The sequence below is a fragment of the Aeromonas sp. FDAARGOS 1408 genome, assembly GCF_019048665.1.
Taxonomy (GTDB): Bacteria; Pseudomonadota; Gammaproteobacteria; order Enterobacterales; family Aeromonadaceae; genus Aeromonas; species Aeromonas dhakensis.
Map to the genome: position 1 here is coordinate 265,502 of NZ_CP077394.1, position 15,173 is coordinate 280,674.

Sequence of the window (15,173 nt, forward strand, 5' to 3'; positions counted from 1 at the left end):
CGTGCTGGTATTCTGTTCGGCGAATATCGGGGAGAAAACAATAAGATGAAACAAATAAAATCCTGGGCGCAATATTACGTCGACCTGATGACCAAGCTGGGGCTGGTGCGATTCAGCATGTTCCTGGCCACCGGCATCATAGTGCTGGCCGTCTCCATCCAGATGGGGGTCACTCTGTTTCTGCGTGGCACCGTGGATATCGTCGATCTGGTGCGCTCGGTCTTCTTCGGCCTGCTGGTCACCCCCTGGGCCGTCTATTTTCTCTCCATCGTGGTGGATCAGCTGGAGGACTCCCGCCAGCGGCTGACCCGCATGGTGCGCAAGCTGCAGGACATGCGCGAGCGGGATCTCGAGCTCAACAGCCAGCTGCAGGAGAACATCAGCCGCCTCAACGCCCAGATCGCTGAGACCAACCGGGCCGAGACCCTGCGTCAGCAGGCCATCGAGGATCTGGAGAACGAGGTGTTCCAGCGCGAGAAGGCCCAGCTGCACCTGGGCGAGCGCACCGCCCTGCTGCGCTCCTTCATCGACTGCTCCCCCGATCTGGTCTACTACCGCAACGAAGACGAGCAGTTCTCCGGCTGCAACCGCGCCATGGAGGAGCTGACCGGCAAGGTGGAGGCGGAGCTCATCGGGCTGACTCCGTTCGACGTCTACAAGCACGACATTGCCAGCAAGGTGGTGGAGACCGACAAGCAGGTCTTCGCCAGCAATGAGCCGCTCACCTATGAGCAGTGGCTGGAGTACCCAGATGGCCGCAAGGCCTACTTCGAGTTGCGCAAGGTGCCCTTCTTCGACCGCTTCGGCAAGCGGCTCGGCCTGCTCGGCTTTGGCCGCGACATCACCGAGCGCAAGCAATACCAGGACAAGCTGGAGAAGGCGAGCCGCGACAAGACCACCTTCATCTCCACCATCAGCCACGAGCTGCGCACTCCCTTGAACGGCATCGTCGGCCTGAGCCGGATGCTGATGGATACGCCGCTCGATCCCAAGCGGCATCAGCAGCTCAAGACCATTCACCTGAGCGCGGTGACGCTCGGCAACATCTTCAACGACATTATCGATCTGGACAAACTGGATCGGCGCCGGTTGGAGATTGCGCCGACCCGCATCGATCTGCCCGCCTTCCTCGACGAGCTGGAGACGCTGTCGCGCATCCAGGCGGAGCAGAAGGGGCTCTATCTGCACTTCGATCGGGATGGCGAGGTGCCACAGTTCGTGATGGCGGACGGCACCCGGTTGCGCCAGGTGCTGTGGAATCTGGTGGGCAATGCGGTGAAGTTCACCGACGAAGGTGGGGTGACGGTACGCTGCCTCGCCCATGCCGCCGACGCGCCGGGCAAGCTGGCGCTGCACTTCGAGGTGGAGGATACCGGCATCGGCATTCCGCGCGCCCAGCAGGAGAAGATCTTCGCCATGTACTATCAGGTACAGGGCAAGAAGCACGCCACCGGCACCGGCATCGGGCTGGCGGTTTCCCGCCAGCTGGTGCAGGCGATGGGCGGCCAGCTTTACGTGGACAGCGATCCGGGCGAGGGGTCCTGCTTCACCGCCGAGCTGGAGGTGGAGTGTATCGAAGGAGAGGTTGCCGTCCCTGAGCCCGAGATGCCGTCCCTCGACATCCTGCTGGTGGAGGACGTCGAGCTCAACGTGACCGTGGCCTGCGCCCTGCTGAGCAAGCTTGGCCACCAGGTCAAGGTAGCGCGCGATGGCGCCCAGGCGCTGGCCATGGCCAACCCGGATGATTTTGACTTGATCCTGCTCGACATCCAGCTGCCGGACATGACGGGGTTTGATGTGGCGGAACAGCTGCTCGCCCGCTACGGCGAAAGTTTGCCGCCCATGGTGGCACTCACCGCCAACGCCACCGGTGATCGCCAGTACTACCGGGATCGCGGCATGCAGGATGTGATCAACAAGCCGCTCGGCTCGAAGGCGGTGCGGGAGGTGATTGGTCACCTGTTTGCCGCTCTGGCCGGGGACGAGGCGGACGAGCAGGCCGACACCGTTAGCCAGGATGCGCTGCTGGACCTGCCCTTCCTCACCGATTATGCCGATACCGTGGGCAAGCCGGTGCTGCTCTCCAGCGTCGATCTGTTCGAGAAGATGATGCCCGACTACATGGCGGTGCTCGACTCCAACATGATTGCCCGGGATCAGGCCGGCGTGGTGGAGGAGGCGCACAAGATCAAGGGGGCGGCGGGCTCCATCGGCCTGCGCCGGCTGCAGCAGACGGCCCAGCTGATCCAGAGCCCGGATCATCCGGCCTGGTGGGAGAATGTGGAAGACTGGATTGAGACGCTGCGCCGGGAGTACCCGGGCGATATCGCCCGCTTGCGGCGCTGGTTGCTCTCATAAACGCGCTGCGCTGGCAAGGAGCTGCAACATGTATAGCCGTTTGATTACCCCCGAGCGGATCCACCCCTGGGGTGACGAAGAATTGCTGGAGGCGACCGAGCAGGATCGCGCCCGCATCGTGCAGGCGGCGCCGGTGCGCCGGCTGCAGCAGAAGACCCAGGTCTTCCCACTCGACGTGAAGGCCTCGGTGCGCAGCCGACTGACCCACTCGCTGGAAGTACAGGAGACCGGTCGCCAGATCAGCCGCCGCGTTCTGGCGGCCCTGCCGGCAGGCGCTGTGTGCGAGGGGGCCTTCGTCAATCTGGTGGAGATGTCCTGCCTGTTGCACGACGTCGGCAACCCGCCGTTCGGCCACTTTGGCGAGCAGGTGATGAGCCAGTGGCTGGCGCAGGAGCTGGACGGCCTGTTTGTCGCTGCTCTGGGCAAGGCGCCCAGCCAGCAGTGGGCCGAGCTTCGCCAGGATCTGCTGGTGTTTGATGGCAATGCCCAGAGCCTGCGGCTGGTACACAGCCTGCACGAGTTGAATCTGACCCTGGGGCAGCTGGCGGCACTGTGCAAATATCCACAGCAACCGCCGGCGGGCCGGCAGGCAACCCCCTACTATGGCCAGCATCATGGCTGGAGCAGCAAGCGCGGCATCTTCTTCAGCGAACAACCCCTCTACAGCGCCCTCGGCCAGAGCCTGGGGCTGGCCGCCGGCTGTCGTCACCCGCTGGTCTACATCATGGAGGCGGCGGACGACATCTCCTACTGCATCGCGGATCTGGAAGATGCGGTGGATCGGCGCATCCTCGGCCTCGGCGAGCTGCTGCAGGCGCTGCGGGAGGCGGATGGCGGTGACTACATGGCGGCGTTGCTGAGTGCGGCCGTCGACTCGGATCGCGGCTTCTTTCCCCATTTCCGCCAACGGCTGACCCGGGATCTGGTGGCGCTGGCCGCCAGCACCTATGTGAGCGAGCACGCCCAGATCCTGAGCGGCGCCTATCCTCAGGCCCTGCTGCACGGCCAGGCGCCGGCGGCGCGGGTGCTCGACATCCTCAAGCGGGTCGCTCGCGAGCTGGTGTTCATGCGTCCCGAGGTGGAGGCGCTGGAGCTGGAGGGCTATGCCGCCTTGCGCGGCGTGCTCTCCACCTACGCCTGCCTGCTGGCCCTGCCTGCTGCCCAGTTCGAACGCCTGCTGGCGGGGCAGGGGGGCAGCGAGCTGTTCTTTGCCCGCCGGCTTTACCATCGCCTGTCGGCCCGCCATCTCAAGGCCTACCGACTGGCGGTGGCCAGCCGGGATCCCCGTTTTGCCGAGGAGGCGGAGCAGGAGTGGTATTACCGGGTGCGGCTGCTGCTGGATTACGTGAGCGGCATGACGGATACCTATGCGCTGGAGGAGTTTCGGCTGCTGTCCGGGATCTGAGCGGGACGGCGTCAGGCTCTCTGTTCCGGATGAGTATTGATAGATGACTCACCTCCCCATATGGGGGGTGAGGTTCTTGTATAAAATTCGGTCTTTTTTTAGACTGTGGCAACTTGTTCAACTTTCACACGGTAAGGAGACGGATATGCAACATTCAATGTTAAACGTTGCGTTCGACCGCTGCATCAGCAGCGCGAAGACTCGTGCTCTTTTTCTGCCGCGTGGAGGAAACAGGTAACACCTGCTTTTCATCACCCGCGGTTGTCCCGCAGGGTGATCTCTTCTCTCCGGGGGAACCGCACGTTCAACTGGAGAATATTATGTCTATCGAACTGACCCTGCTGCGCACCGTCGAAACCCTGGTCCAGAAACGGATCACCCGGCTGGAACGCCGCACCCGTTATCTGCACCTGTCGCCCGCCCTGCTCAAAGACATAGGTCTGGAAGGGCAAAATGTGCAGATCGCCCATATCCGTGAGCAGGAGTATCAAACCGGCTTCCGGCTTGGGAACCGAATAACCTGATAAGGTGGGGCCTGGCCCCCTTCTTGCATAAAAATGGCAGGCATTAGCCTGCCATTTTTCGTATCCGCACGAGTTCTGTTACGAATTTTTATTCGCACATTTTGCCAAAATCCCTATGATCGCTCTCCGATCTGTTCAGGAGTCATCCATGCTGCGCCTCTGTTATCGCGCCATTCTGTTGTGCTGGTTTGCTTGCTGGAGCCATGTGGCTGCGGCAGAAACCTCTCTGGACAAGGATCAGCTGGGACTGACGGAACGGCTGTGGCTCGCCTCGCGCAATGACCTGGTGGTGGGCATGCCCTCGATGGCCTGGCCCCCCTACATCTATACCAATGGCCGGGGCGGCTTCAACGGTCCGCTCGACGACTTTGCCAACCAGATTGCCGGCCGGCTGGGGCTGACCGTGCGCTACAAGACCTATCCCTACTATGCCGATGCCCAGCAGGCGCTGCTCGATGGGGAGGTGGACATGCTGATCGGCGTGACGCCCAGCCAGTCGCGTCAGGAGAAGATGCGCTTTACCTCGGATCTGATGACCCTGCCGCGCGCCGTCCTGCTGACGCGGGAGGAGGGGGAGCCGACCCTGGCCGCGGCACGCCAGTTGCGCTGGGTGTGCGAGCACGGCTTCAGCTCCTGCGAGGAGTTGACCCAGCTCGGAATGACCCAGCTGATCGAGGCGGACAGCAGCGACGAAGCCGTCTTCATGGTCAAGAAGGGGCTGGCGGATGCCTATCTCTCCGATCTGCCCTCGCTGATGCGACTGCAGCGCCTGCAGCCGCAGACCGGGCTCAAGGTGATCACCCCGGAGTGGGTGACGGATACCTCGCTGGCCATGGCGGTGAGGCTGGACAATCAGGGGCTGCGCGATCTGCTGGAGCTGGCCCTCAACGATATGTCGCTGGATGAGCGCCGCCGCATTCTGGAGACCGGCGGTATCGTCGACTACGAGCTGGCCAACGGCCCTCGCCAGATAGTGTTCAACCAGAGCGAACTGGACTGGCTGGCCCGCCACCCGACCCTGCGCTTCGGGGTGGCGCCGGACTGGCCGGCGGTGAGCGAGATCGATGGCAATGGCCAGCTCAAGGGCTTCATCGCCGACCTGCTCAAGCTGGTGAGCCTGCGATCCGGCCTGCACTTCAGCCTGGTACCCACCAGCAGCTGGGCCGAGACCCAGAGCCTGCTGCAGGCGCGCAAGCTGGATTTCATTCCGGCTATCACCCCGACCGCCGAGCGGCGCCAGTACGCCCTGTTTACCCCCGACTACGCCTTCATCCACCGGGTGATTGCCGCCAGGCAGGGGAGTGAAGAGCTGGCCAGTCTCAACGAGCTCAAGGGACGCCGGGTGGGGATCGTCGGCGGCTCGGTGGAGGAGCTGGTACTCAAGGAGGTGGGCGCCAACCCTGTGGCGACGAGCAGCGATACCAAGCTGCTGCCCCTGCTGGACGGACACCAGGTCGACTATGTGCTGATGAGCATGACCACCCTGGAGCAGGCACTGCAGAAAGGGTTCAACAACCGCTACCAGGTAGTGTTTTCCGGCAACGAGTTGAGGGTGCCGGTCGCCATGGCGGTGCATCAACAGGATCCTATGTTGCAGCAGATCCTGACCAAGGTGCTGCTCTCCATCCGGCCGGAAGAGATGACCAAGCTGGAGCACAAGTGGCTGACTCTGACCATCCAGACCGGCATCAATCCGACCACGGTGGCGCTCTGGTCCGCCTTGGGGCTGGGGGCCTTCCTGCTCTGCGTGCTGCTGTTCATGGGCTGGAACCGGACCCTGCGTCGCCAGATAGTGCAGCGCCAGCTGGCCGAGCACAAATTGAACGAGCAGCTGACGTTTGTGCAGACCCTGCTCAACTCCCTGCCCAACATGGTGGTGCTGCGGGATCGCGAGCAGCGCATCACCCTGTGCAACCAGGCCTATCGGGATGCCTTCATCGGCGACCCGATGAAGGAGGGGGGCGACGATCTGGACCGCATGCCGGCCAGAGAGCGGGCTCGGGTACTGAAAGAAGAGCAGGAGGTGTGGCAGAGCGGCGCACAACTGGAGGGGGCGGGCAACAGCCGCCGCCAGGATGGCTCCATGTTCCACGTCATCTATACCAAGCGCCCCTACACCTCCCCGGATGGAGACATGCTCGGTGTCTTGACCGTGCTGACCGACGTGACCCGCATCAAGGAGGCCGAGGCGCGGGCCCGCAAGGCGGAGACCCGCCTCACCCAGATCACCGACAGCATGCCAGGCATCGTCTATCAGTACCTCTGGATCGGACCCGGCAAGGGGCGCTTCCTCTATGCCTCGCAGGGGGCGAGCGAGATCCTGGGGGCCAGCCGGCAGGAGATGCTGTCGGCCGAGTCGGGGGGGGAGGTGTTCGGCTTTACCGAGGAGGCGCTGCAGGACTTCGTCAGCAAGGTGGCCAACCATGCTCAGACCCTGGCCCCTCTCGATCTCGAGGTAAAGGTGGAGCGGCCTGAGGGGGCGCGCTATCTGCAGGTGCGCGGCAGTTTCGTGCCGCAGGAGGAGGGGCACCTGATCCTCAACGGGGTGATCCAGGACATCACGGCCCTCAAGCGCCAGGAGCACGAGCTGAGGGAGGCGCGGGCCTATGCCGAGCAGGCGATGCAGGTGCGCAGCCGCTTCCTCGCCACCATGAGCCACGAGCTCAGAACCCCCATCTCCGGCATGCATGGCATGCTGGAGCTGCTGCAGATGAGCGAGCTGAACGAGGATCAGCGCTACCTGCTGCGTAACGTGGTCACCTCCACCAACAACCTGCTCTATCTGGTCAACGATGTGCTCGACTTCTCCAAGATAGAGGCGGGCCAGCTGCAGCTCCATTATCAGGAGTGCCGGCTTGCCTCCGTCATCTGTGACGTGATCCGCGGCCATGCCACCCTGGCCCATGGCAAGGGGCTCAGAGTGACGCTGGACTGGGGCACCGAGGTGCCGGATCAGGCCCGCATCGATGCGGTGCGGGTGGGTCAGGTGCTCTCCAACCTGCTCAATAATGCGGTCAAGTTTACCGAGCGGGGCGAGATCCGCATCCAGGTGGGCCTGCACGCCGAGCGACTGGTCATCACGATCAGCGACACCGGCATCGGCATCGCCGAAGAGAAGCAGGATCGCCTGTTCACCCCGTTCGAGCAGGTGGAGTCCGACATAACCCGACGCTTCGGCGGCACCGGGCTGGGGCTGGCCATCTGCCACCAGCTGGCCCAGAAGATGGGGGGCACGCTGACGCTCGAGAGCAAACCGGGGCACGGCACCCGGCTCACCTTCGAGTTCCCGCTGAGCGAGTGTCAGTGGGATGCCCCGCCGCTGGCTGGCCAGGAGTGGTGGCTGTTTGGCGAAGATGTTGCCTTGCAGAGCGCCATGCAGCGGCTGGGGGCCAGGCTGCATCGTCTGGATCCACAGCAGTGGCAGCAGCCCCTCAACGGCCTGTTGCTGGCGGAGGAGAGCTGGCTCGAGCAGGCGCTCGGCAGCGACTGGCTGGGCCATTTGCAGCGATCGACCCTCAAGGGCATAGTGCTCTCCCCGCAGGAGGCCCTGCGCGGTCGCATGGGGTCGAGTGCCTGGTGGCGGCTGGGGCAATCGCCGCTCTATCCCGACCTGTTGCTGGAGACTTGCCATCAGTTATTGGGGGAGGCGGCGATCAGCCCGGTGGAAGCCAATGCGCCCAAGCTGCAGGGGCGGGTGCTGGTGGCCGATGATCACCCCATCAACCGCGCCCTGCTGGCCCGCCAGCTGGCCATTCTCGGCGTGGATGCCGAGGTGGTGGATGACGGCGACAAGGCCTTGCGCACCTGGCAGGGGCAGGGATTCGCCCTGCTGCTGACCGACTGCCACATGCCGGCGATGGATGGTTACAGCCTGACCCGGGCGCTGCGAGAGCAGGGGGTATCGGCCCCTGTCATCGGGGTGACGGCCGATACCTCCGAAGAGGCCGGCCTGCAGATGCAGGAGGCGGGCATGAACGATATGTTGTTCAAACCCTATACCCTGGATACGCTGCGGCAGGTGCTGATGCGCTGGCTGCCGGTGAGCAGCCTGGCACAGGAGCCCAGCCAGGCCCCTGCCCCTGCCAGCGAGCAGGGGGAGCGCTGGATCTCGCTGTTTGGCGATGAGGCGGTGGCGCGCAGCATGGCGCGGGAATACCTGGATTCCAATCGCCAGGACGGAGATGACATGATGCAGGCACTGGCCAGGCAGGATACCTATGCCCTGGTGGAGACGGCGCATCGGATCAAGGGGGCTGCCCGCATGGTGGGGCAGCAGGCATTGGCGGAGGAGGCGGCCCGGCTCGAAGCGGCGGCCCGCCTCAAGCAGCTGGACGAGCTCAGCGAACTGAGCCAGACGGTGCTGGCGCTGATGAAGGCTATTACAGGTGAAATTGGATTATGGCTCGATGAACAAGACACAGCATGAGTTGGTGATCATGGTGGTGGAAGACCACGCCTTCCAGCGCAAGGCGTTGATGCACCAGATCCGCGGGCTCGGTTACGCTTCCCTGCTGGAGGCGCAGGACGGAGTGGAGGCGTTGGCCATGTGCCAGCGTCATCAGGTCGACATCCTGTTTTGCGATCTGCGCATGCCGGGCATGGATGGCATGGCGCTGCTGCGCCGCCTCTCCCTCGGCGGTTTTCGCGGCGGCATCATCCTCTCCAGCGCGCTGGAGGATGATGTGGTCGAGGCCGTGCTACGCATGAGCGCCGCCTATGGCTTGCAGGTGCTGGGGCGCATCGAGAAGCCCTCCAGCCAGCAACAGATCAGCCAGCTGATCGGGGCCTGGCGCCCGCAGCAGGAGCGAGCCCAGGAGGAAGATGGCCACCGTCTGACCCTGGATGAGCTGAGCCTGGCGTTGGAGCAGGATCAGCTGCTGCCCTGGTATCAGCCCAAGGTGAGCTTCGGCTCCGGCCAGTGGGTCGGCATGGAGGCGCTGGCCCGCTGGCAGCATCCGGAGTACGGCCTCATCTCGCCGGCTCGCTTCATTCCGCTGGCGGAGCACAATGGCCTCATCGATCGGCTGACCGAGGTGATCATCAGCAAGTCGTTGCGGGATGGCCACCTGTGGGAGCAGACCGGGCTATCCCTCAACCTCTCGATGAACCTCTCCACCACCTCGCTGATCGAGGGGGATCTGTGCAACACCCTGATCAACCAGTGCCAGCGTTGGAGCATCAACCCCGAGCTCATCACCCTGGAGGTGACCGAGAGCGCGTTCGTGCAGGATCTGGGCAAGTCGCTGGAGGTGCTGACGCGCCTGCGCATGCACGGTTTCGGCCTCTCCATCGATGACTTCGGTACCGGCTACTCCTCCATGCAGCAGCTGGCCCTGCTGCCCTTCACCGAACTCAAGCTGGATCGCTCTTTCGTCGATCACTGCTTTGAGGACCCCTCTCGCTTGGCCATAATAGAGTCAAGCATCGAGCTGGCCCGCAAACTGGGGCTCAAGTCCGTCGCCGAAGGGGTGGAGGATGAACTCACCTGGCGGCTGCTGGCGCGGCTGGGGTGCGACGTGTGCCAGGGCTTCTTCTCTGCCCGGCCCATGCCGCGTGAGGAGTTGATGGGATGGCACGACTCCTGGCGTGAACGGCTACCGGCGCTGCTCGGGGAGTGAATGTCGGGCAGGATGCCCGCAAAGAAACAAGGATGTTCATGAAAATTTCAAGCAAGTTGCTGCTCAGCTTCTGTTTTATCAATCTGCTGGTGATCCTCTCTTCCAGCCTGGTCTACCACCAGCTCGGCCGTATCGGACAGGCCGGCAGCGCTCTGATGGAGCAGGCCCTGCCCGCCCTGCAACGGGATGAGGCCAGCCAGAAGGCGCTGGTGGCGACCATCTCCTCCCTGCGGGCCTATCTCATCCTGGGCAAGGATCCGGCGCAGGCCGACCGCCTCAAGCAGGAGTGGGAGGGGGCCTGGCAGGTTATCGAGCATCAGCAGTTCACCGCCGAGCTTGCTCGCTCGCTCAAGGCCTTCAAGACCAGCCAACAGAAGGTGTGGGACATAGCCCAGACCGACGAGAATCTGCCCGCCCATACCCTGATGTTGCAGGAGGCGGGGCCGTTGGCAGAGTCTGCCCTCGATCAGCTGCAGTCCTTTGCCAACGAAGAGGTGGCGACCCCACAGGATCAGCTGCCCGGCGATCGCCGCCTGCTGCTCAAGCAGGTGGGGGATGCCTACAACGGCCTCTCCAATGCGCTCTCCGCCCTGCGTGACTTCCTCATCTCGGGGGATCCGGACTATCGCACCAAATACCAGGACTATTACCAGTTCCACCAGCAGCGGGTGGCCGAGCTGAAGCAGCAAGAGGCCAACTTTACCGAGGCGCAGAAGGGGATCTGGTCGCTGTTCGAGGAGATGTCGGCCCCCTTTGTCGAGCTGGTGGGCCAGGTGATCGAGAAGCGTCAGGCCCCGGACTGGGATCAGGCCAATTACCTGATGGCGACCGAGATTGAGCCCGCTCTCGGCCAGCTGGCGACCCAGCTGGCTGGCCAGGTGACCGAGACCCGTGCCGAGGTACAGAGCATGGGCCAGAAGATGACCAGCGCCGGTCAGGCCATCAATCGCACCCTGCTGCTGGCCACCCTGACCGTGATCGTGCTGGGGACCCTGGTGGCGCTGCTGTTCAGTCGCCGCCTGACCCGGGACATCGCCAGCCTGGTGCTGCGAGCCGATCAGGTGGCCAATGGCCGGCTGCCGGCCCGTCCCCTGCCGGTGCAGAGCCAGGATGAGCTGGGCGGGCTGACGGGCTCCATCAACCAGATGTCCGGCCAGCTGCGCCAGCTGGTGGGGGAGATCCAGGGGGCGGTGGGGCAGGTAGACGGGGCCTGCGGTGAGGTGAGCAGCACCACCCGCGCCATCGTCACCGATCTGGCGAGCCAGAATCAGCGGGTCGATACGGTGGCGGCGGCCATCGAGCAGATGTCGGTCAGCACCCGGGATGTGGCGGGCAATATCGCCGAAGCGGCGCGGGCCGCCCAGCAGGCCGAACAGCAGACCCGCCAGGGCGGCCACGAGCTGGCCCGCATGACGGCTACCATGCAGCAGATTGCCGCCATGATTGCCCAGGCGAACGAGGCGATGGGCCAGCTTAGCAGCCAGAGCGAGCAGGTGGGACGCGTCACCGAGGTGATCGCCACCATTGCCGAGCAGACCAATCTGCTGGCGCTCAACGCCGCCATCGAGGCGGCGCGGGCCGGCGAGCAGGGACGCGGGTTTGCGGTGGTGGCCGACGAGGTGCGCCTGCTGGCGAGCCGCACCAGCCAGTCCACCGAGGAGATCAGCCAGACCATCGCCAGCATCCAGCAGCAGACCCGCCAGACCGTCAACACGGTCGGCAGCGGTACCCGGCTGGTGGAGGAGGGGCGCGGCGCCGTCGACTCGGTGACCGCGACCCTGGACGCCATGCTGCAGCTGGTGCAGGACTTGTCGGGTCAGCTAGGGGCCATCGCCACCGCGACCGAGCAGCAGTCGCGGGTGGCGCAGGAGGTGGCGGGCACGGTGGAGGAGATCGCCGGGCTCAGCCGGCAGTCGAGCCAGCGCAGCCAGCAGGGGGAGGAGATAGTGGCCAGGCTGGCGCAGGATACCGGCCGCTTGACGGCGGTGATCAGCCGCTTCGAACTGGATGCCTGAGGCTGACAAGGCCCATGAAAACGGGGCAGGCCGCTTGGCCTGCCCCGTTTCTTTTCAGCCTTGCTGGCAAGAGATGGTTGCTCTGACCTGGCGGGTCACTCCAGCCGGCGGAAGGACTGGTTGTCGAAGCTGCTGCTGGTCTCCTGATTGAGCAGGCTCACCAGCAGGATCGCGCGCTTGTCGCCATCCGGCTCCAGATAGATGGCCTCGAAGCCGGCCAGCGGACCGGATTCTATCAATACCTTGTCACCCTGGGTCGGCAGGTTGGCGTAGCTGGCGCGCGCCTCGTCGCTGTCGTCCCGGCTCATCAGCTGATAGACCAGCTGGCTGTTGATGGCGGTCCACTCCCGTCCAAAGTGGATGATGCGGCTGATGCCGCGGGTGGACTTCAGGGTGACCGGGGTGACCTCTTCCAGATCCACGTAGATGAACAGGTAGTTGGGGAACATGGGCTCCCGCACCGGGACTCGCTTGCCCCGCCGCAGTTTTTCAATTTCCACCATGGGATAGTAGGACTCGATCCCCTGGGCTTCGAGATGGGCGCGGGCGCGGGCCTCTTCTTTTGGCTTGCAGTAGGCCAGATACCATTTTTTCATGTGATGAATATGTTCGTGTTGCCGTGCTCGCCGATATGATAGCGGCAGCAATAAAAAAGGCCACGCATTGCGTGGCCTTTTTTGCCGAGTGAGTGATTACCAACCTTTCACCAGGCCGCCTTTGAACAGTTCCAGCCCTTTCTTGTAGACGTCGTCGGTCTGGAAGGCCTGTACGAACTGTTTGACCTTCTCGTCGTCCTTGTTGTTGTCGCGGGCGACGATCAGGTTGACGTAGGGGGACTCCTTGTCCTCGACAAACAGGCCGTTCTCGGTCGGGGTCAGGCCAATCTGACCGGCGAAGGTGTTGTTGATGATGGCCAAGTCCACGTCTTCCAGCGAGCGCGGCAGCTGGGCTGCTTCCAGCTCGACGATCTTGAAGTTGCGCGGGTTGCTGGCGATGTCCAGCACGGTCGCTTCCAGACCGGCACCCTCCTTGAGCTTCAGCAGACCCTGCTTCTCCAGCAGGATCAGGGAGCGGCCCAGGTTGGTCGGATCATTCGGCACCGCGATCTGGGCACCATCTTTCAGCTCGGAGAGGGCCTTGATCTTCTTGGAGTAACCGGCGATCGGGTAGACGAAGGTGTTGCCGACCGGCACCAGCTTGAAGCCGCGATCACGGATCTGGGCATCCAGATAGGGCTTGTGCTGGAAGGCGTTGACGTCAACGCTGCCATCGTTCAGCGCCACGTTCGGGGTGACGTAGTCGGAGAAGTTGACCACTTCGACGGTCAGGCCGTATTTCTCCTTGGCCACTTTGGCGGCCACTTCAACCAGTTCGGTCTCGGGGCCGGCGATGGCGCCCACCTTCAGGGTCTTGTTCTCTTCCTTTTGACCGCAACCGGTCAGTACCAGGGTAGCCAGCAGGGCAGCCGCAACGGATTTGATGCCAAATTTCATAAAACCTCCTGTCAGAAATCGACGATTAACGATGATCACATTTGTTGACCAGGCGCTCACCCGCGCTCTGGATGAGTTGAACCAGCACTACCAGGATCACGACGGTCACCAGCATGACGGTCGGGTCAAAGCGCTGATAGCCGTAGCGAATACCCACATCGCCCAGTCCACCGCCCCCGATGGCACCAGCCATGGCGGAGTAGTTCACCAGCGTGACGAGGGTGATGGTGACGCTGTTGAGGATGCCGGGCAGGGCCTCGGGCAGCAGCACCTTGGTGATGATTTGCAATGGCTTGGCGCCCATGGCCTTGGCCGCTTCCAGCAGGCCGTCCGGCACCTCCATCAGGGCCCCTTCCACCAGGCGGGCGATGAAGGGGATGCAACCGACGGTCAGCGGCACGATGGCGGCGATGGTGCCGATGCTGGTGCCGACGATGAAGCGGGTCAACGGAATGATGGCGACCAGCAGAATGATGAAGGGCACCGAGCGACCGACGTTGACGATGACGCCCAGGACCTTGTTGAGCAGCGGATTGGCCAGGATCTGACCCGTCTTGGTCACGTGCAGCGCCACGCCGAGCGGCAGGCCGAGCAGGCAGCCGAACAGGGCGGAGGCAAACACCATGATGAGGGTGTCGCCCAGAGCCGAAATCAGCAGATTAATCATTGCTTCGGACATAACCCATTACCTCCAGCTGAATGTGGTTGTCGATGAGGAACTGCTGGGTGGCCTCGCACTGGGCCTCGTCCCCGAACAGTTCCGCCAGCAGGAAGCCGAACTTGACGCCACCGGCGTATTCGATGTCTGCGCTCAGGATGCTGATGTCGATGTTGAAGCGGCGGCTCGCCTCGGAAATCAGCGGCGAATCCACCGTGGTCCCGGTAAAGCCGAGCTTCACCAGGGGATAGCTGGCGGGCACCCGGTCGCTACTCATCCGATCCTGATACTCCTGGGGCACTTCCAGGTGGATGGTGGAGTGGATGAAATCCCGGGCCAGCTGGGTCTTGGCATTGCTAAAGAACCAGGCCACTTCCCCCTGTTCGATCAGACGGCCGTCGCTGATGATGGCCACCTCGTCACAGATCCCCTTCACCACGTCCATTTCGTGGGTGATGAGCAGGATGGTGAGCTCCAGCTTGACGTTGATCTCCTTGAGCAGGGTCAGGATCGAGCGGGTGGTCTGGGGGTCGAGGGCCGAGGTTGCCTCGTCACACAGCAGGACCTTGGGAGCCGGTGCCAGGGCACGGGCGATGGCGACGCGTTGCTTCTGGCCGCCGGAGAGCTCGGACGGATAAGCGTGGGCACGGGCTTCCAGCCCGACCAGGGCCAGCAGTTCGCTGACCCGGCTCTGGATCTTGTCCTTGCTCCAGCCCGCCAGCTCCAGCGGGAAGGCGATGTTGGCGGAGACGGTGCGAGAGGCCAGCAGGTTGAAGTGCTGGAAGATCATGCCGATCTGGCGGCGAGCCTGAGTCAGATCCCGCTCGCTCAGGGCGACCAGGTCCTGGCCATCGACGATGACCTGCCCCTCGGTGGGGCGCTCCAGCAGGTTGACGCAGCGGATGAGGGTACTCTTGCCGGCACCGGAGGCACCGATCACCCCGAAGATCTTGCCTTGGGGCACATGCAGGCTCACGTCACGCAGGGCGTGCACGGCATCACTGCCTTTACCGTAGACTTTGTTGAGACCGATCAACTTAATCATGGATTCTTCCGTGCTAACAGCCTTAAAGCACAGGGCGCTACAGGCGGGTAAATTGGG

Annotated in this window: 10 protein-coding genes; 6 read left to right on the forward strand and 4 right to left on the reverse strand. The window is 63.5% G+C overall.

All coding sequences use genetic code 11. The features are described 5' to 3' along the window. The first annotated feature begins 45 nt into the window (after positions 1-45). The 6 genes from arcB to I6L38_RS01380 all read left to right on the forward strand — a co-directional run bounded on the left by arcB (position 46) and on the right by I6L38_RS01380 (position 11,920). The gene (gene arcB, locus I6L38_RS01355; RefSeq protein WP_010634958.1) at positions 46-2,358 is read left to right on the forward strand and encodes an aerobic respiration two-component sensor histidine kinase ArcB; all 2,313 of its coding nucleotides are present in this window, start codon (positions 46-48) and stop codon (positions 2,356-2,358) included. 28 nt (positions 2,359-2,386) lie between these two features. Next, a complete protein-coding gene (gene dgt, locus I6L38_RS01360) occupies positions 2,387-3,763 on the forward strand; it encodes a dGTPase (RefSeq protein WP_043171988.1) in 1,377 nt (458 codons plus the stop codon). A 320-nt stretch (positions 3,764-4,083) separates the two neighbouring features. Continuing rightward, a complete protein-coding gene (locus I6L38_RS01365; protein ID WP_005304283.1) occupies positions 4,084-4,287 on the forward strand; it encodes a hypothetical protein in 204 nt (67 codons plus the stop codon). Positions 4,288-4,435: 148 nt separating this feature from the next. Next, on the forward strand, positions 4,436-8,713 hold the full coding sequence (locus I6L38_RS01370; RefSeq protein ID WP_216989027.1) for a transporter substrate-binding domain-containing protein: 4,278 nt from the start codon (positions 4,436-4,438) through the stop codon (positions 8,711-8,713). Next, the gene (locus I6L38_RS01375) at positions 8,694-9,905 is read left to right on the forward strand and encodes an EAL domain-containing protein (protein ID WP_017763841.1); all 1,212 of its coding nucleotides are present in this window, start codon (positions 8,694-8,696) and stop codon (positions 9,903-9,905) included. The genes I6L38_RS01370 and I6L38_RS01375 overlap by 20 nt, the downstream gene beginning before the upstream one ends. Positions 9,906-9,943: 38 nt before the next feature. After that, positions 9,944-11,920 carry a methyl-accepting chemotaxis protein gene (locus I6L38_RS01380; protein WP_216989028.1) on the forward strand — a complete coding sequence of 659 codons (1,977 nt, stop codon included), beginning with the start codon at positions 9,944-9,946 and terminating at the stop codon, positions 11,918-11,920. A gap of 95 nt (positions 11,921-12,015) precedes the next feature. On the opposite strand, the gene rfaH is transcribed toward I6L38_RS01380, so the two are convergent. The 4 genes from rfaH to metN form a co-directional block, all read right to left on the reverse strand. Continuing rightward, positions 12,016-12,516: a transcription/translation regulatory transformer protein RfaH gene (rfaH, locus tag I6L38_RS01385; protein WP_005304273.1), complete on the reverse strand. Its 501-nt coding sequence runs from the start codon at positions 12,514-12,516 to the stop codon at positions 12,016-12,018. A 96-nt stretch (positions 12,517-12,612) separates the two neighbouring features. Beyond that, entirely contained in the window at positions 12,613-13,413 is an 801-nt protein-coding gene (gene metQ / locus I6L38_RS01390; protein ID WP_123245411.1) for a methionine ABC transporter substrate-binding lipoprotein MetQ, read from the reverse strand. Positions 13,414-13,438: 25 nt separating this feature from the next. Beyond that, entirely contained in the window at positions 13,439-14,092 is a 654-nt protein-coding gene (locus I6L38_RS01395; RefSeq protein WP_216989029.1) for a methionine ABC transporter permease, read from the reverse strand. Next, a complete protein-coding gene (metN, locus tag I6L38_RS01400; RefSeq protein ID WP_216989030.1) occupies positions 14,073-15,116 on the reverse strand; it encodes a methionine ABC transporter ATP-binding protein MetN in 1,044 nt (347 codons plus the stop codon). The genes I6L38_RS01395 and metN overlap by 20 nt, the downstream gene beginning before the upstream one ends. Between the last annotated feature and the right edge of the window lie 57 nt (positions 15,117-15,173).